Source organism: Enhydrobacter sp. (genome assembly GCA_025808875.1).
In the GTDB taxonomy this organism is placed as follows: Bacteria; Pseudomonadota; Alphaproteobacteria; order Reyranellales; family Reyranellaceae; genus Reyranella.
This window is the reverse complement of record CP075528.1, coordinates 3,990,923-4,008,001: the sequence shown is the minus strand read 5'-3', so window position 1 is coordinate 4,008,001 and position 17,079 is coordinate 3,990,923. Positions and strand designations below refer to the sequence as shown.

The window sequence follows — 17,079 nt, the reverse complement described above, 5'->3', positions numbered from 1 at the left end:
ACAGGGCAGGGAACTACCGTTGCCGGCGATGGAGAAAGCAGTTGTCGGCTTGCGGCATCTGGATGCCGCGATAGAAGCTCAGCGCCGTCGGCGCCGACAGCAGGAGCGTCGTGGTGAGATCGCCGCCGGCGGCCTGGCGGGTCTCCTCGATCAGCCGCTTGCCGATGCCCTGGCCCTGGCATGCCTTGTCGACGGCGAGGTCGGAGAGATAGCAGCAGAAGCAGAAATCGGTGAGCGAGCGGGCGAAGCCGACCAGCCGGCCGTCCTGGCGCGCCGTCACGATCAGGTTGGCGTGCGCGAGCATGCGCTCGACCCGGCCGCGATCGTCGATCGGGCGATTGAGGCCCGACTTGCGGCAGACGTCGATGTACTCGTCGGCGGCGAGATGGTCCTCGCGGGCATACACTGTGGTCATTCGGTCATCCATCTCCTGAGCGCCGCCGATACCTCGGCGGGCTTCTCCAGCGGCGACATGTGCCCGCACGCCTCGATCACGACCAGCCGGGCATTGGCGATGTCGGCGGCCATTTCCCGCGATCGGGCGATCGGCGTCGCCATGTCGTCGCGGCCGACGATCACCACCGTCGGCATCTCGATGTCGACCAGCAGGTGCCGGCTGTCGGGCCGGTCGATGATCGCCGTCTGCTGGCGCACGAAGCCGTCGGCGCCGATCTCGTGCGACATGTCGAGGATGGGCTGGGTGACGCCCGCATCGCCGAGCCGCGAGCGATGGACGATCTGCGGCATCAGCGACGGCTGCACGCCCTTGAAATGGCCGAGCTTCGTCTGCTCGATGAAGCCGCGCCGGCGCGCCGCCACCTCCGGCGTGTCCGGCGTGGCCTGGGTGTCGATCAGGGCGAGCCGGTCGACGCGCTGTGGCGCTCGCCGCAGGATCTCGAAGGCGACGTAGCCGCCCATCGAGAAGCCGCCCAGAGCGAAGCGTTCCGGCGCGGCGGCGAGAGCCGCCTCCGCCATTGCGCCCACCGAATCATGATGGAAGAGCTCCGGCACGACGATCTCGGCGATGTCGGACAGGTCGGCGATCTGGTGCTCGAAGACGCGGCGGGTGTTGAGCAGTCCGGGCAGGAGGACGAGTGTCGGCCGGCTCATCGCACCTCACACCTGGATCTGGTTGCCGAGCTCGATCGCCCGGTTGGGAGGAATGCGGAAGAAGGTCTTGGTGGCCGACGCGCTGTGCGAGAGCGAGATGAAGTAGTCGCGCCGCCAGCGGCCGAGCCTGGAGCGCAGCGACGGCACGAGGGTTTCCCGGCCGAGGAAGAAGCTGGTCTCCATCTCGTCGTAGGCGATGCCGTGCGGGCGGCAGGAGCGCAGCGCGGCCGGCACGTCGGGCTGCTCCATGAAGCCGTAGCGGGCGATCACGGAGAAGAAGCCCTTGCCCAGCCGCTCGACCTCGACACGCTTGGATTCCGGTGCCCGCGGCACGTCCATGGTGTCGACCTGCATCACGATCACCCTCTCGTGCAGGATCTTGTTGTGCTTGAGATTGTGCAGGAAGGCGGCCGGCGTCGCCTTGGCGTCGGCGGTGAGGAAGACGGCAGTGCCGGTCACCCGGTTCGGCGCGCGCTCCATGCGCTCGAGGAACGTCGTCAACGGCAGGGTGCCCTCGCTCATCTCCTTGGCGACGAGCGCTCGGCCGCGCCGCCAGGTGGCGATGGTGAAATAGATGAAGACGGCCACCACCAGCGGCAGCCAGCCGCCGTCCGGAATCTTGAGTGCATTGGCGAAGAAGAAGGCCAGTTCGGGAATCGCCAGCCCGCCGAACACGGCCACCGCCAGCGGCCACGACCAGCGCCATACCAGGATGGCGACGGCAATGGCCAGGGCGGAGTCGACCAGCATCGCGCCGGTGACCGCGAGGCCGTACGCGCCGGCCAGTTGTCCCGACGAGCCGAAGCCGATCACCAGCGCGACGACGCCGGCCATCAGCAGCCAGTTGACGCGGGGGATGTAGATTTGGCCGATTTCCGTCTCCGACGTGTGCTTGATCTCCATGCGCGGCAGGTAGCCGAGCTGGATCGCCTGGCGCGTCAGGGAGAAGACGCCCGAGATGACGGCCTGGGAGGCGATCACCGTGGCCATGGTGGAAAGAACGACCAGGAGGATGATGAAGTCCTTGGGCACCAGTTCGAAGAAGACGTGATGCACCACGCCGGGATCGCTGATGATGAGCGCGCCCTGTCCGAAGTAGTTGAGCAGCAGGCCGGGCATGACCAGTCCGAGCCACGCGACCCGGATGGGCTTGCGTCCGAAATGGCCCATGTCGGCATAGAGGGCCTCCGCGCCCGTCACCGCCAGGACGATCGAACCGAAGGCGAGGAAGATGCCGAAGCCGCGCTCGGCGATGAGCTCGATGCCGTAGACGGGATTGACCGCCATCAGCACCTCGGGGTGCTTGGCGATCTGCCAGGCGCCGAGGACGCCGAGCACGGCGAACCACACCAGCATGACCGGCCCGAACAGGCGTCCGACGCGCGCCGTGCCGCGCGACTGCAGGAGGAACAGGCCGACCAGGATGACCAGGGACAACGGCATGACGAACGGCGTGAAGCCGGGCTCGACCGCGGACAGGCCCTCGACGGCGCCGAGGATGGAGATCGCCGGCGTGATCAGGGCGTCGCCGTAGAACAGCGCCAGCCCGATCACGGCGAACACGGTGACGGCGATACGCGCGCGCCGGCTGCCGCCGCGGAAGCCCTGTGCCGCAAGCGTCGCCAGGGCGAGCACGCCGCCTTCGCCCTTGTTGTCGGCGCGCATTACCAGCGTCACGTACTTGGTCGTGACGGTGAGCGTCACCGCCCAGAACAGGATCGAGAGGACTCCCAGCACGTGCTCTGGAGTGGGCGCCATGCCGCCGCCGTGCACGAACGATTCGCGAATCGCATAGAGCGGGCTCGTGCCGATGTCGCCGAAGACGATGCCCAGCGCGCCGACCACCAACGAGGCCGTTGCCGCCTTGTGCGGCGACACGCCGTTGGCGCCGTCGGTCGGCGATGGATTGGACGGAGGAGAGCCCGTGTCGGCAGGTGCCATGATGTCAAAACGCCGCCCAGGAGGCGGCGGGCCGACGATTTGCTCCCGTCGCCCGACACTGTCAACGCGCCAAATCCCGTTTCCGGCACCGGAAAGGGCTTGACTTGGCGGGCCGCCGCGGGCCGCTTGCGGTCATGCAGGACGTCGACCTCGGCGACCCCTCGCTCTATCGGGACGATAGCTGGCGGCCGCACTTCGAGCGGATGCGGCGCGACGACCCCGTTCACTTCCACCGCGACAGCCCGTACGGGCCCTATTGGTCGGTGACGCGCTTCGCCGACATCATGAAGGTCGAGCTCGACCACGGCACCTATTCCTCGGCGTCCGAGCTCGGCGGCATCCAGATCGCCGATCAGCCCAAGGGCCAGGAGCTGCCCAACTTCATCCGCATGGACCCACCCCGGCACACCGCCCAGCGCAGGACCGTGGCGCCGATCGTGGCGCCGTCCAACCTCGCCAACATGGAAGGGCTCATCCGCGAGCGCACGGCCGCCGTGCTGGACGGCCTGCCGCGCGGCGAGGTCTTCGACTGGGTCGACCGCGTTTCGACCGAACTCACGGCCATGATGCTGGCGACGTTGTTCGACTTCCCCCAGGCCGACCGCCGCGATCTCACCCACTGGTCGGATGTCGCCATCGCCAACGTCGCCGCCGAGGATGCGGTGGTGAAGAGCGAGGCCGAGCGCATGGCGGAGCTCCGGCGGATGGCCGATATCATGGCGGCACTCTGGCGCGAGCGCGCCGCGCGGCCGCCGAAGTTCGACCTGATCTCCATGATGGCGCACGGCGAGGCGACTCGCGCCATGCCGCTCGAGGAGTTCATCGGCAACTTCGCGCTCCTGATCGTCGGCGGCAACGACACCACGCGCAATTCGATGACGGGTGGGCTGATGGCGCTCGCCGGGCGGCCCGACCAGCTCGCCGCGGTGCGCGCCGACCCGGCCCTCCTCGGCAATCTCGTCTCCGAGATCATCCGCTGGCAGACGCCGGTGATCCACATGCGACGCACCACGACGCGCGAAACGGAGCTCGTCGGCAGGGTCATCCCCCAGGGCGCCAAGGTCGTGATGTGGTACGTCTCGGGCAATCGCGACGAAGCGGCGATGCCCGATCCCGAGCGCTTCGACATCGGGCGCCCCAGGGTGCGCCAGCACCTCGCGTTCGGCGCCGGCATCCATCGCTGCGTCGGCGACCGGCTGGCCGAGATGCAGCTCAGGATCCTGTGGCAGGAAATCCTGCGGCGCGACCTCGAGATCGAGATCGCCGGGCCGCCGGTGCGGCTCTACTCCAACTTCATCCGCGGCATCCGCTCGCTGCCGGTCGTCATCCGCGCCTGACCTCTTTGCTCACCTCCCCAGAAGACTTGGGAGGAGTGTCCGGTCATGCCTTCCTGATCGTGTTGACGCCCGCGGCGAAGGCCTGCTGCAGCAGCCAGACATCGCCCGCGATCGAGACGAAGTCGTAGCCCATCTTGACGAACCGGGCGGCCTGCGCGGCATCGACGGCGAGCCGGCCCGCCGACTTCTTGTGCTTCTTCGCGGCGGCGAGGGTCGCCTGCTCCGCCCTGGCGAAGTCGGGATCGTCGAACGCGCCCGGCTTGCCGAGCGCCACCGAGAGGTCGTTGTGTCCCAGCCACAGCATGTCGACGCCGGCCATCGCCGCGATCTGGTCGGCCGCCGCGGCACCCCGCGGATCCTCGATCTGCAGGATGATCGCCGTGCGCGCATTCTGTTCGGCGAAGCGCGGCAGCAGGCCGTCGCCGCGCATCGCAAAGCGCTCGTGCGCCAGGCCGAGCGCCACGCCGCGCGTGCCGTCGGGCCAGTACTTGGCGGCATCGAGCACGGCCTTGGCCTGCTCCAGCGAGGAAACGATGGGCACCATGATCCCGTCGGCGCCGGTATCGAGCGCGCGCGAGATGTGATGGCGCTGCTGGCTGGGCACCCGCACGATCAGCGGTAACTCGCTGGCCTGGCAGTAGCGAACCACCTGGCGCACGGTGTCGAAGCCGAAGCCGGTGTGCTCCATGTCGAGCACCGCGTAGTCGGCGCCGGCGGCCTTGAGGATCTGGCCGATTCCGGGTGTCGCGAATTCGAACAGGAAGGTGCCGATCTTGGCCGGCGCCGTGCCGACGAGAGACCGTAGATTCGGTGTTGCCATTGAGTCGTTTCCCCCGCCGCCGCCGCAGTGCTAGCGTCCGCCGTCCCATCCTAGACACCCACACGGGAGGAATCGATGAAGCTCTACTACATGCCCGGCGCCTGCTCGATCGGCATCCACGTCCTGCTGGAGGAAATCGGCAAGCCCTACGACCTGCAGAAGATCGACGGCGCCAAGCAGGAGCAATACGGCCCCGATTTCGTGAAGGTCAATCCCAAGTCCAAGGTCCCGACGCTGGTGCGCGACGACGGCGCGGTGCTGACCGAGTTTCCCGCCATCGCGACGTGGCTCGCGCGCAAGAATCCCGACAAGGGCCTGCTGCCGGCCGATGCCGACGGCGAGGCGCGCGTTCTGGAGGCGATGGACTACGTCGTCTCGACCATGCACATGCAGGGCTTCAGCCGCATGTTCCGTCCCGGCAACTATGCGCCGACCGAGGCCGATCACGACAAGGTCAAGGCGCGCGGCAAGGAGATCATGGAAAAGGGCCTCGCGCTGATGGACAAGGCGCTCGAGGGCAAGGAGTACGTGGCCGGCAGCTTCTCGGTCGCCGACGCGGCGCTCTTCTACGTCACCTTCTGGGCTGCCGCGCGCATGAAGATGCCGCTGCCCGGGAACGTCGCCGCCTTCTACGAGCGCATGAAGGCGCGTCCCGCCGTCAAGCGCACCCTGGAGCAGGAAGGCCTGGCACAAGCCGCGTAGAGCAAAGGCCGCGCTAATCGGATCGCTTCAAGTTCCTCTGCGCTGGTTCCCAGCGCAGTTCCTCTTCGCGGCTCGCCCCGCACGACGCGTTTGCGGGGCGGCTCCGCGCCGAAGGCGACATTGACCGCCGCGGACGGACGCCCGCCAATCGGGTGTCATGTCCGCGGCACTGCTTTATGGCCTGGTGATCCTCTCGGCCATCGCCCATCCGATCTGGAACGCGATGGTGAAGTCGTCAGGCGACCGCATGCTGAGCATGGTGGCGATCCGCGCCACCGGCCTCCTGATCGGACTGGCGGCGTTGCCCTTCGTCGATTGGCCGGCGCCGCAAAGCTGGAAATGGTTGGCGCTGACAGCCGCGGTTCACTTCGCCTACTACGGGCTGTTGATCCGCTCCTACGGCGCAGGCGACATGAGCGTCGTCTATCCGCTGGCGCGCGGGCTGGCGCCGCTCCTCACGGCTGCCGCGGCGCTGCTGTTGATCGACGAGGCATTGAGCGCTGGCCAGCTGCTGGCGGTCGGCCTGATCTCGCTTGGAATCGTGACCTTGTCGCTGGGTGCCGGCGCGCGGCCTGAAGCCGTTGGCTTTGCCGTCGCCACCGGCGTCGCCGTCGCCAGCTACAGCTTTCTCGGCGGACTGGGTGTGCGCACGGCCGGCACGGTGCTGGGCTTTCAGGCCTTCCTCGAGATCGTCACCGGCCTCGGCATGGTGGGCTACGCGGTGCTCCGCCGCCCACGCGACCTGGTGGTCTACGTCCGCCGCCATGCCGCGACCGGCCTGCTGGCGGGCGTGATCTCGGTTCTGGGGTTCCTGGCCTTCCTGGTGGCCGCCCTGCACCTGCCGCTCGGCCCGGTGACGGCGCTGCGCGAGACCAGCGTGGTGTTCGGTGCCGTGATCGGCACGGTGATCCTGAAGGAGGGATTCGGTCCGCGTCGCATCGCGGCTTCGGCGTTGGTCGTCTCGGGGATCGTGCTTCTCGCGATGCCACGCTGAGCTATGCTGCCGCGATGTCGCTGCCCGTCGCGCTCGAGAGCCGCCTGCGCCTGCCGCTGATCGCGGCCCCGATGTTCCTGGTGTCGGGGCCGGCGCTGGTGAAGGCGGCCTGCCGCGCGGGTGTCATCGGCTCTTTTCCCACCGCCAACTGCCGGACGGTCGACGAACTCGACGCCTGGTTGACCGACATCAAGGCGGCGACGGCGGACGTCGCTCCGTATTGCCCGAACCTCATCGTCCATCGCTCGAACCCGCGCGTGGCGGCGGACGTGGCGGCGGTCGTCCGTCACGGCGCCGAGATCGTCATCACCTCGGTGGGCTCGCCCGAGCCGGTGATGAAGCCGTTGAAGGACGCGGGCTGCCGGGTGCTGGCGGACGTCGCCTCGGTGCGCCACGCCGAGAAGGCGGTGGCGGCCGGCGTCGACGGGCTGGTGCTGCTGACCGCCGGCGCCGGCGGCCAGACCGGCTGGGCCAATCCCTTCGCCTTCGTGCGCGCGGTGCGGCAGTTCTGGGACGGCATCGTCGTCATGGCCGGCGGCATGTCGGACGGTCACGCGGTGCGCGCCGCGCGGGCCCTTGGCTGCGACCTCGCCTACATGGGCACGCGCTTCATCGCCACGCGCGAGAGCATGGCCGGGGATGCCTACAAGGAGATGCTGGTCGGCAGCCGGCTCGACGACGTGCTGCTGACGCGCGCTTTCACCGGCCTCGAGACCAACATGCTGCGGCCGTCGATCGTCGCGGCGGGGCTCGATCCGGACAACCTGCCGCCGCGCGATGGCATCGACGTCTCGAAGGACATAAACCCGGCCGAGCGCGACAAGCGCTCCCGGGAACCCGGCGCCAGGCGGTGGAAGGACATCTGGAGCGCGGGTCATTCCGTTTCGGGTGTCGCCGATGTTCCGTCGGTGGCCGAGCTGGTCGAGCGCACCGCGCGCGAGTACGCCGCCGCCGCGACCCGCTAGAGGCGTGGCGGCCCGGGCGGAGGCACGGCGTCGTCCTCGCCGAGTCCACAGCCCGAGGACTGCTCCGACGCCGATGCCATCGGCATCCAAGGCGATTCGTCCTCGAGTCCTCGCAGTCCTCTGCAGTCCTCGGTGTCCACTCATCCACAGGACGGCGTCTGGTCGGCGACATAGTTGTCGAAAGAGGATGAGCCATCGGTATGAAAGGAAGTTCGATCGAATGTCTCGCTGAAGCGCCGGTGATCCGGGCTTGGCCGGACAGATTCTAGGCTTGGGCGCGGCGCGCCTGGGCCGCGACGACGAACAGGGCGAGCGCCACCACCAGCGCCGTCACGCCGAGGCCGGGAAAAACGGCCTTGGACGAAAAAGAATGCAGCAGCGCACCGACCAGGATCGGGCCGCCGACCTTGCCCGCGTTGCGCAGGGCGCCGTAGAAGCCGAGACCCAGGCCGATGTGGCCCGCGTCGATGCGGTTGCCGATCAACGCCACGGTCGAGGGGAAGGCGAGGCCCTGGCCGACGCCGACGACGATGGCGAGAGCGAGCAGCACGCCGGCTGTCGGGGCCGAGGGCAACGCGATCAGCGCCGCGCCGAGCGCCACCAGGCCCGCGGCGATCGTCGGAACATATCCGCGCCGGTCGCCCAGACGTCCTCCGAACGGCCGCACGAGGAGATGCGTGGCTTCCTGGAGCGTGAAGAACAGGCCGGCCGCCCACACGCCGTAGCCGGCCTCGAGGGCGAAGATCGGCAGGAACGCCTTCAGCGAGTAGATCGACCCGTAGATCGCGAACTCGAGCAGGCCCACGAACCAGAGCGTGCCGCGGGTCGCGGCGTGCTTCAGGCCGGCCGCGAGCTCGGCGAGGAAACCGCGCCGCTGCACGGGCTCGATGCGGGTCTCGTCGAAGCGCACGAACAGGGCCGGCAGGAAGGCCGCGCAGCTCAGCAATCCGACCGCCGTGAACACGACCTCGGGCGTGCTGATCGTCAGCACGGCGCCGGCCACGGCGGGCGCGATCAGGTGACCACTGCCGCGCGCCATCTCGAACAGGCCGAGGCGCGCGCCGCGGTTCTCGGTCGACATCTCGGTCACGAGCGCAAGCGTGACGGGGCCGAAGATCGCCGTCGCGCTGCCGTGCAGGATGCGCAGCCAGAAGAGCTGGTCGGCAGTCTCGACGAAGCGGTAGAGGAACGGGAAGCCCGCGAACAGCAGCAGCGCCGTGAAGAAGAACAGCCGTCGGCCGAACCGGTCGGACAAGGCGCCGACCAACGGCTTGAACACCGTTCCGGTCAGCGTCGACACGCCGACGATGGTGCCGATCATCAGCTTGTTGGCGCCGAGGCTCGCGGCGAGGATCGGCAGGATCGGGCTCTTGGCCATCTGATAGGCCGTCCGCACGATCATGTCGGTCGCGAACAGGCTCCAGAAGCCCGCCGGCTGACGCAGCATCCCGGTGTCCGGCCTCAGGCCGCGACGCGGCTGGTGCGGGCCTTCGCCAGCAGCTTGTTGAGCTGGGCGATGTCGCCTTTGACCAGCGCATCGAGCCTGCCGACCTGCTCGTCGACCTTGTCCATCACCTCGCGCGACACGGCGCGCGTCTGGCTGGTCGGCGCCGCGTCGGCGGTCGTCGCCATGGCGATCATGTCGAACAGCGTGTCGTTCAGGCCGGCCGGGTTGCGCAGCACGTCGCGCACCGACTTGCGGTGGGGATCGACCATCACGCGCTCGATCTCGAACAGCTTGTCGCCGATCCGGCGCGCGCGGCCGCGCAGCGCCGGCGGGCCGTTCTCGCCGAGGTCGGCGAGTTGGCGCTTCATCTTGCGCAGGGCGTTGACGCCCTGCTTGAGCTTCGACAGCGACGCCACCAGTTCCTTGTGCAGGGCGAACTGCGCGGCGTAGTCGGCCGCCGTCGTGCTGAGGCGCGGGTCCTTGGCGACGGCGAAGCGCGCTTCCTGCTTCTTGCCGTCGACGCCGAGCTCGACCCCGTAGGTGCCGGGGACGACCGTCGGGCCCGGCGGATTCTCGGGGTCGGGCGCCAGCGGCTTGGGCCGGGGTGGGGCCAGGGAATAGTCGAGCCTGGTCGGACCGGGATACTTCATGTCCCAGACGAAGCGATGGAGCCCGGCCCTGGTGCCGGGCCTGCGCGGCGCCGGCGCGTCCTTGTCGTCGCTCGAGAACGACGCGATCCGTCGGCCCGCGGAATCGCGGAACGTCAGCACGACGGCGGACGTCGCATCCTGCGCCAGCCAGTAGTAGACGATGGCGCCGTTGGGCGGATTCTCGCCGACGTCGAGATGCTCGCGCCAGCGCGTGCCGTCCGCCTTCTCGACCATCACGGTGCTGCCGTCGATGCCGAAGGCCGGGCCGTAGGCGATGCCGCCGCGCACGTTGGCGCCGGCGCTCCAGTGGAGCTTGGTGCGGATCGCCGTGCGCGGCGCGAACAGCCGCGCGCCCTTGCCGCCGCCGCCGGCCAGTCCGCGGAGCGCCGTCACGTCGTCGAGGATCCAGAACGACCGGCCGTGCGTCGCCGCGACGAGATCGCTGTCCTTGAGCTTGAGGTCGTAGACCGGCACCACCGGCAGGCCGCCGGCCATGCGAGTCCAGTGCGCTCCGTCGTCGAGGCTGAAGAACACGCCGGTCTCGGTGCCGGCATAGAGCAGCCCCCTGGCCACCGGATCGGCGCGCACCACGCGGGTGATCTCGCCGGTCGGCAGGTCGCCGTTGATCGACTTCCAGCTCCTGCCGCCGTCGCTGCTCCTGAACAGGTAGGGCTTGTAGTCGGCGAGCTTGTAGCGCGTGGCCGCGAGGTAGACCGTCCTGTCGTCGTGCGCCGAGAGCTCGACGCAGCCGACATAAGCGAGCTTCGGCATCGCCCGGGGCGTGACGTTCCTCCACGTCTTGCCGTCGTCGCGCGTCACGTGCACCAGCCCGTCGTCGGTCGAGGCCCAGATCTCGCCGCGACGGTGCGGCGATTCGACGACGCAGGCGGTGGTGGCATGGACCTCCGCGCCGGCGCTCTCGCGTGTGATGTCGCCGCCCGAATGGCCCTGGCGCGCGCGGTCGTTGAGGCTGAGGTCGGGCGAGATCTTCTCCCAGTCCATGCCTTCGTTGCGCGTGCGGAACACGCAGTTGCCGCCGACATAGAGGGTGTCGGGATCGTGCGGCGAGAACACGATCGGATAGGTCCAGGCGAAGCGGTACTTGAGATCCTTCGGCGAGATGCCCGTCGATTCCTCGGGCCAGACGTTGACGAGCTGGATCTGGCGGGTGCGATGGTCGTAGCGCTGCAGCGCGCCGGCGCCGCCCGGGCTCGAGCCGATGGCGCCGATATAGACCACGTCGTGGTTCCTGGGATGGACGGCGATGAAGCCCGACTCGCCGGTGCCGGGGTACGAGCAGTCGGCCAGGGTGATGACGCCCCACTCCGACGCGCTCGGCACGGCAATCGAGGTGTTGTCCTGCTGGGTGCCGTAGACGCGGTAGGGATACTGGTTGTCGATGTCGAGGCGGTAGAACTGCGCCGTCTTCTGGTTGTAGATCGTCGACCACGAGGCGCCGCCGTTGAACGACACGTGCGCGCCGCCGTCGTTGCCCTCGATCATGCGCTGGGAATCGTTGGGGTCGATCCACAGGTCGTGATTGTCGCCGTGCCGCGTCGTGACCTCGCTGAACGAGGTGCCGCCGTCGGTCGATTTCCACATCTGCAGGTTGGTGACGTAGACCGTGTCGGCATGGCCGGTGTCGGCGAAGACGTGCGTGTAGTACCAGGGGCGGTGCATCAGGTCGCGGTTGGCCGAGACCTGGCTCCAGCGCGCGCCGTAGTCGTCGGAGCGGTACAGGCCGGTCTTGTCGCCCTCCGCCTCGACCAGCGCCCACAGCCGGCCGGCGCGGACCGGCGAGACCGTGACGCCGATCTTGCCCAGCATGCCGTCGGGCAGGCCCGGGTTGCGCGTGATCTCCTCCCACGTGTCACCGCCGTCGGTGCTGCGGAACAGGCCGCTGCCCGGCCCGCCGCTCGAGATGTTCCAGAAGTTGCGCCGCGCCTCCCACAGCGCGGCGAACAGGATGCGCGGGTTGTTTCGGTCCATCGAAAGATCGATCGCGCCGGCGACGTCGTTGCGATGCAGGATCTTCTGCCACGACTTGCCGCCGTCGCGGGAGCGATAGACGCCGCGCTCGCGGTTGGGGCCGAAGACGTCGCCGAGCGCCGCGGCATAGACCAGGTCGGGGTTCTCCGGATGCACGACGATGCGGCCGATGAACCTGGTCTCCTTGAGCCCGATGTGGCTCCAGCTGCGGCCGGCATCGGTCGACTTGTACATTCCGTCGCCATAGGAGACGTCGAGGCGGATCGCCGTCTCGCCGGTGCCGGCATAGATCACGTTGGCGTCCGACGGCGCGACCGCGATCGAACCGACGGCGGCGCTGCCCATGTAGCCGTCCGAGACGCAGCGCCAGAACACGCCGCCGTCGACCGTCTTCCAGATGCCGCCGGCGCAGGCGCCGAAATAGAACGTCATGCGATCCCTGGGATCGCCCGACACGGCGACGACCCGACCGCCGCGCGACGGGCCGATGCAGCGCCACTTCAGCGCGTCGAGGCCCGGCAGGGCGGTGGTCCGATTCTTCTGGGGCATGGGGAGGGGCCGATCTCTGATGAGCGTTCAGGGACCGGGACCCTAGGTCACCTCGGCATGAACCGGCAACTAATGCAACTGATACAGCCCGCTGGAGAAGCGGAACTCCGCCGGCTTGATCAGCGCGGCGTTGGCGACGCGCACCTTGTGCAGCTTGCCGTCGAGGTTGCTTTCCCAGAAGTCGAGGAATCTGGTCAGCGCCGGGAAGCGGGGAGCGAGGTCGAGGTTCTGCCACACGAAGCTTTGCAGGACATGCTTGTGATCGGGCATCCAGTAGAGAATCTCAGCCGTGGTCACGCGGTAATCGTTGAGTTGCGCAACAAAATTACGGTCCATCGAGGCACTCCTTGACACGACGCTCGTGAAGGAATAGTCACGCGCGCTTAACGAAAAATCAGCAAAAATCGTTCCACATCAAAGAGTTGGCAGCACTCCTGTGGGAATGCTGCCGGTGCGGGATGACGTGGCGGAACCTTTTCGCCGGTGCCTTGACTCCGACCCGCGACACCCCTAAATCCCCTGCGCCTTTGGCACTCACCAAGGGGGAGTGCTGACAGGACCTAATTCCGTCGCGGCGCGAGCCGCGCAGGTTCAACTGGGGATATTGGAGGAAAGAGCATGAAGTTTCGTCCGCTTCACGATCGCGTCGTGGTCAAGCGCGTCGCGGAGGAAGAGAAGACCAAGGGCGGCATCATCATTCCCGACACGGCCAAGGAAAAGCCGATGGAAGGCGAAGTCGTCGCCGTCGGCCCGGGCGCCCGCGACGAGAAGGGAGCGCTGGTCGCCCTCGACGTCAAGGCCGGCGACCGCATCCTGTTCGGCAAGTGGTCCGGCACCGAGGTCAAGCTCGACGGCGTCGAGTACCTGATCATGAAGGAAAGCGACATCATGGGAATCCTCGAGGGTTCCGGCGCCCTGAAGAAGGCGGCCTGATCGCTTCCGATCCCATCCATCGTCCATCGCAACTGAACATCCAAGAGGAAATAAGCCAATGGCAGCCAAAGAAGTCCGCTTCAGCGGCGACGCTCGTCAGCGCATGCTGCGCGGCGTCGACATCCTGGCCGACGCGGTCAAGGTGACGCTCGGCCCGAAGGGCCGCAACGTCGTGCTCGACAAGAGCTTCGGCGCGCCGCGCATCACCAAGGATGGCGTCACCGTCGCCAAGGAGATCGAGCTCGGCGACAAGTTCGAGAACATGGGCGCCCAGATGGTGCGCGAAGTGGCCTCGAAGACCAACGACATCGCCGGCGACGGCACGACCACGGCGACCGTGCTCGCCGCGGCCATCGTGCGCGAGGGCGTGAAGTCGGTCGCGGCCGGCATGAACCCGATGGATCTCAAGCGCGGCATCGACATCGCGGTCGAGGCGGCGGTCGAGGACATCAAGGCGCGCGCCAAGAAGATCACCGGCACCGACGAGGTCGCCCAGGTCGGCACCATCTCGGCCAACGGCGACAAGTCGATCGGCAAGATGATCGCCGAGGCGATGAAGAAGGTCGGCAACGAGGGCGTGATCACGGTGGAAGAGGCCAAGAGCCTCGAGACCGAGCTGGACGTCGTGGAAGGCATGCAGTTCGACCGCGGCTATCTCTCGCCGTACTTCATCACCAACGCCGACAAGATGATCGCCGAGCTGGAGAGCCCCTACATCCTGCTGTTCGAGAAGAAGCTCTCGGGCCTGCAGGCGATGCTGCCGGTGCTCGAGGCGGTCGTACAGTCGGGCAAGCCGCTGCTGATCGTCGCCGAGGACGTCGAGGGCGAGGCGCTCGCCACCCTGGTCGTCAACAAGCTGCGCGGCGGGCTGAAGATCGCCGCCGTCAAGGCGCCGGGCTTCGGCGATCGCCGCAAGGCGATGCTGGAGGACATGGCGGTCCTGACCGGCGGCCAGCTGATCTCCGAGGATCTCGGCATCAAGCTGGAGAACGTCACGCTCGACATGCTCGGCAAGGCCAAGAAGGTCATCGTCGAGAAGGAGAACACCACGATCGTCGACGGCGCCGGCAAGAAGGCCGATCTCGAGGGCCGCATCGCCCAGATCAAGGCGCAGATCGAGGAGACCACCTCGGACTACGACCGCGAGAAGCTCCAGGAGCGCCTGGCCAAGCTCGCCGGCGGCGTGGCGATCATCAAGGTCGGCGGCGCCACCGAGGTCGAGGTCAAGGAGAAGAAGGACCGCGTCGATGATGCCATGCACGCCACCAAGGCGGCGGTGGAAGAGGGCGTGGTCGCCGGCGGCGGCGCGGCCCTGCTCTACGCGATCCGTGCGCTCGAGAAGCTGCGCACCGGCAACGACGACCAGAAGGTCGGCGTCGAGATCGTGCGCCGTGCGCTGCAGTCGCCGGTCCGCCAGATCGCCGAGAATGCCGGCTTCGACGGCGCCGTCGTCGCGGGCAAGATGCTCGACCAGAAGGACACCAATTTCGGCTTCGACGCCCAGAAGGGCGAGTATGTCGACATGGTGAAGTCCGGCATCATCGACCCGGTGAAGGTCGTGCGCACCGCGCTGCAGGACGCCGCCTCGGTGGCCGGCCTGCTGGTGACGACCGAGGCCATGGTCGCCGAGAAGCCGGAGAAGAAGGCCCCGCCGATGCCGCCGGGCGGTGGCGACATGGGCGGCATGGACTTCTAGGTCCGGTCGACGGAACAATCGGAGAGGGCCGGGGAGCGATCCCCGGCCCTTTTTCTTTGGAGTGCCGACGAAGGATCTGGCACCGGCAACAGGATCGCTGTCCACCCGGGTTGGTTCATCTCCTTCGCTTCGTGCAGGACGACGGATAGGCTTGTGTCATGGATCACCCCATCTCCGTCAAAGGCGTCGTCATCGACGACAGCCGCGTGCTGCTGTTGCGCAACGCGCGCGGTGAATGGGACCTGCCGGGCGGGCGGCCGGATCCGGGCGAGGACCACCGCGCGGCGCTGGAGCGTGAGGTGCGCGAGGAGACGGGGCTCGCGGTCGAGGTCGGCGCCGCGCTCGACGCGCATCTCTTCGAGGTGTTGCCGGGCCGGTTCGTGCGCATCCTGCCGTTCGCCTGTCGTCTGCAGGCGATGGGCGACGTCGTCCTCGGTCCCGAGCATCTCGAGGCGCGCTGGCTGCCGCTCGCCGCGCTCGGCGCGACGATCGAGGGCTACAAGCTGCCGGCCTGCTATCTCCGCGCCATCGAGCAGGCCGCCGCACGGTGACTCATGACCCCTCCGTCGCGGTATGACCGCCCCGTCCTGCGGGGCGGAGGGGTCATGTTTATCGCCCGGCGATCCGCCAGGTGACGGACCAGCCGCGCTCGTCGAGCGAGCGTGCGGTCTCGACCCTCAGGAACCGGTCGTGCGCCGCGGCGGCGCCGATCCAGAGCTCGTTCCAGGCGTCGAAGGCCTTGAGCGGATCGGCAAGGTCGACGCCGCGCACCGCGCGCCAGCCCCGCATGACGACGTCCACACCGCGGTTCTCGACCTCCTCGCCCTGCGCGGCGAGCATCGCCGCGAGCCAGCGCGCGAAATCGTGCGCGCTCCGGGCGTCGCCGCGTTCGACGTCGGTCGGCAGATCGAGCTCGCGCGCCGTCTCCTCGTGGAACTGCAGGCCGACCAGGCGGGCGACGCGGCCCAGCTCCGTCTGCGCCGCGTCGGCGCCGAGCTGCTCCTGCAGGGTCGGCAGCATGGTGCGCAGATACTCGAGGGCGTAGGCGCGGAAGGTCTTGAGCCGCCGTTCCTCGGGCCAGTTCGCCGTCTCGAGTCGGGGTTGCGCCGACCAGTCGATCCTCGGCATCTCCTCCTTGCCATAGGCGAAGCGCACGCGTTCGGCTTCCGCGATGGGCCGGCCGTAGTCGCAATAGTAGCCCTCGAGGCCCGGCAGGCCGTCGACCGTCATGCCGGTGCAGACGAAGCCGAGCCGGTCGTTGCCAAGCGATACGCCGTTGTGTCCATGCCAGCCATGCAGCATGGCCGCCGACACTGAATGCGGGACGCCGGCGATCGCCGTTCCCTTCCAGATCCAGCGCGGCGGTGGATAGCGCACCCAGGCCTTGCTGTCGCTCTCGCGCAGATAGCCGGTCTTCACGCCGCCCAGCGCGTTGGAGTGATAGTGGTAGAGCGCGCAGGCCGGCGCGTCCTTCTCGTTCGCCAGGCCGAGCTTCTGCAGGCCGGGCAGGAACTTCTCGACATGCTGGCGGCGGAAATGGCGGAACACGTAGTCGCGCGCCGCCTCCTCGCCGCGCCGCGTGACCAGCCCGAGCACGAGGGCCGTCATCAGCGCGTTGTAGAGCGTGCCGACCGCCTTGTAGGCGGCATTGTCAGCCATCGTATCCGTCGACCAGGATCGCCTTCGACTTGCCGGCCTTGAGCCGCATCGCGAGGATCGGCTTGTAGTGGTCGGAGTCGTAGAATTCCTCGGCCTTCTGGTAGCTCGGGAATTCCAGCACCACGACGCGCGGCGGCGTCCAGCCGCCTTCCAGCGTCCGGGTCTTGCCGCCGCGCACGATGAACTTGCCGCCGAATTTGGCGATCGCGCCGGGCGTGTGCTTGCGGTACTCGGCCATCAGGGCCTCGTCGGTCGTCTCGACCTCGACGATGATGTAGGCGGTCACG

16 protein-coding genes are annotated in these 17,079 nt (G+C 68.2%); 7 read left to right on the top strand and 9 right to left on the bottom strand.

Annotation, left to right across the window (positions count from 1 at the left end; all coding sequences use genetic code 11):
* Positions 1-13: 13 nt before the first annotated feature.
* The 3 genes from KIT25_19840 to KIT25_19830 are packed head-to-tail and all read right to left on the bottom strand — an operon-like array spanning position 14 to position 3,051.
* Positions 14-415: a GNAT family N-acetyltransferase gene (locus KIT25_19840; protein UYN94267.1), complete on the bottom strand. Its 402-nt coding sequence runs from the start codon at positions 413-415 to the stop codon at positions 14-16.
* The gene (locus KIT25_19835; protein ID UYN94266.1) at positions 412-1,110 is read right to left on the bottom strand and encodes an alpha/beta hydrolase; all 699 of its coding nucleotides are present in this window, start codon (positions 1,108-1,110) and stop codon (positions 412-414) included. Before KIT25_19835 ends, KIT25_19840 begins: the two co-directional genes overlap by 4 nt.
* A gap of 6 nt (positions 1,111-1,116) precedes the next feature.
* On the bottom strand, positions 1,117-3,051 hold the full coding sequence (locus tag KIT25_19830) for a potassium transporter Kup (GenBank protein UYN94265.1): 1,935 nt from the start codon (positions 3,049-3,051) through the stop codon (positions 1,117-1,119).
* 134 nt (positions 3,052-3,185) lie between these two features.
* On the opposite strand from KIT25_19830, the gene KIT25_19825 reads away from it, so the two are divergent.
* Positions 3,186-4,388, top strand: coding sequence for a cytochrome P450 (locus KIT25_19825; GenBank protein UYN94264.1), 1,203 nt, complete (start codon positions 3,186-3,188; stop codon positions 4,386-4,388).
* Positions 4,389-4,431: 43 nt separating this feature from the next.
* On the opposite strand, the gene KIT25_19820 is transcribed toward KIT25_19825, so the two are convergent.
* Positions 4,432-5,208, bottom strand: coding sequence for a hypothetical protein (locus KIT25_19820; protein UYN94263.1), 777 nt, complete (start codon positions 5,206-5,208; stop codon positions 4,432-4,434).
* A 75-nt stretch (positions 5,209-5,283) separates the two neighbouring features.
* On the opposite strand from KIT25_19820, the gene KIT25_19815 reads away from it, so the two are divergent.
* The 3 genes from KIT25_19815 to KIT25_19805 all read left to right on the top strand — a co-directional run bounded on the left by KIT25_19815 (position 5,284) and on the right by KIT25_19805 (position 7,869).
* On the top strand, positions 5,284-5,910 hold the full coding sequence (locus tag KIT25_19815; GenBank protein UYN94262.1) for a glutathione S-transferase family protein: 627 nt from the start codon (positions 5,284-5,286) through the stop codon (positions 5,908-5,910).
* Between the two features lie 157 nt (positions 5,911-6,067).
* The gene (locus KIT25_19810) at positions 6,068-6,904 is read left to right on the top strand and encodes a hypothetical protein (GenBank protein UYN94261.1); all 837 of its coding nucleotides are present in this window, start codon (positions 6,068-6,070) and stop codon (positions 6,902-6,904) included.
* Positions 6,905-6,918: 14 nt separating this feature from the next.
* Positions 6,919-7,869 (top strand): nitronate monooxygenase, encoded by a 951-nt coding sequence (locus tag KIT25_19805; GenBank protein UYN94260.1) that lies wholly within the window; start codon positions 6,919-6,921, stop codon positions 7,867-7,869.
* A gap of 265 nt (positions 7,870-8,134) precedes the next feature.
* Here the strand turns inward: KIT25_19805 and KIT25_19800 are convergent, their stop codons facing one another.
* The 3 genes from KIT25_19800 to KIT25_19790 form a co-directional block, all read right to left on the bottom strand.
* A complete protein-coding gene (locus KIT25_19800; protein ID UYN94259.1) occupies positions 8,135-9,316 on the bottom strand; it encodes an MFS transporter in 1,182 nt (393 codons plus the stop codon).
* Positions 9,317-9,330: 14 nt separating this feature from the next.
* A complete protein-coding gene (locus KIT25_19795) occupies positions 9,331-12,504 on the bottom strand; it encodes a glycosyl hydrolase (GenBank protein ID UYN94258.1) in 3,174 nt (1,057 codons plus the stop codon).
* A gap of 69 nt (positions 12,505-12,573) precedes the next feature.
* A complete protein-coding gene (locus tag KIT25_19790; GenBank protein UYN94257.1) occupies positions 12,574-12,840 on the bottom strand; it encodes a Usg family protein in 267 nt (88 codons plus the stop codon).
* Positions 12,841-13,122: 282 nt separating this feature from the next.
* On the opposite strand from KIT25_19790, the gene groES reads away from it, so the two are divergent.
* The 3 genes from groES to KIT25_19775 all read left to right on the top strand — a co-directional run bounded on the left by groES (position 13,123) and on the right by KIT25_19775 (position 15,684).
* Positions 13,123-13,437 (top strand): co-chaperone GroES, encoded by a 315-nt coding sequence (gene groES / locus KIT25_19785; protein UYN94256.1) that lies wholly within the window; start codon positions 13,123-13,125, stop codon positions 13,435-13,437.
* 58 nt (positions 13,438-13,495) lie between these two features.
* Positions 13,496-15,133 (top strand): chaperonin GroEL, encoded by a 1,638-nt coding sequence (groL, locus tag KIT25_19780; protein UYN94255.1) that lies wholly within the window; start codon positions 13,496-13,498, stop codon positions 15,131-15,133.
* Between the two features lie 158 nt (positions 15,134-15,291).
* On the top strand, positions 15,292-15,684 hold the full coding sequence (locus KIT25_19775; protein UYN94254.1) for an NUDIX domain-containing protein: 393 nt from the start codon (positions 15,292-15,294) through the stop codon (positions 15,682-15,684).
* Positions 15,685-15,742: 58 nt separating this feature from the next.
* Here KIT25_19775 and KIT25_19770 read toward each other — a convergent pair whose 3' ends face one another.
* Both KIT25_19770 and KIT25_19765 read right to left on the bottom strand, forming a co-directional pair.
* Positions 15,743-16,792: a hypothetical protein gene (locus KIT25_19770; GenBank protein ID UYN94253.1), complete on the bottom strand. Its 1,050-nt coding sequence runs from the start codon at positions 16,790-16,792 to the stop codon at positions 15,743-15,745.
* Entirely contained in the window at positions 16,785-17,078 is a 294-nt protein-coding gene (locus KIT25_19765; GenBank protein UYN94252.1) for a DUF1330 domain-containing protein, read from the bottom strand. The genes KIT25_19770 and KIT25_19765 overlap by 8 nt, the downstream gene beginning before the upstream one ends.
* Between the last annotated feature and the right edge of the window lies 1 nt (position 17,079).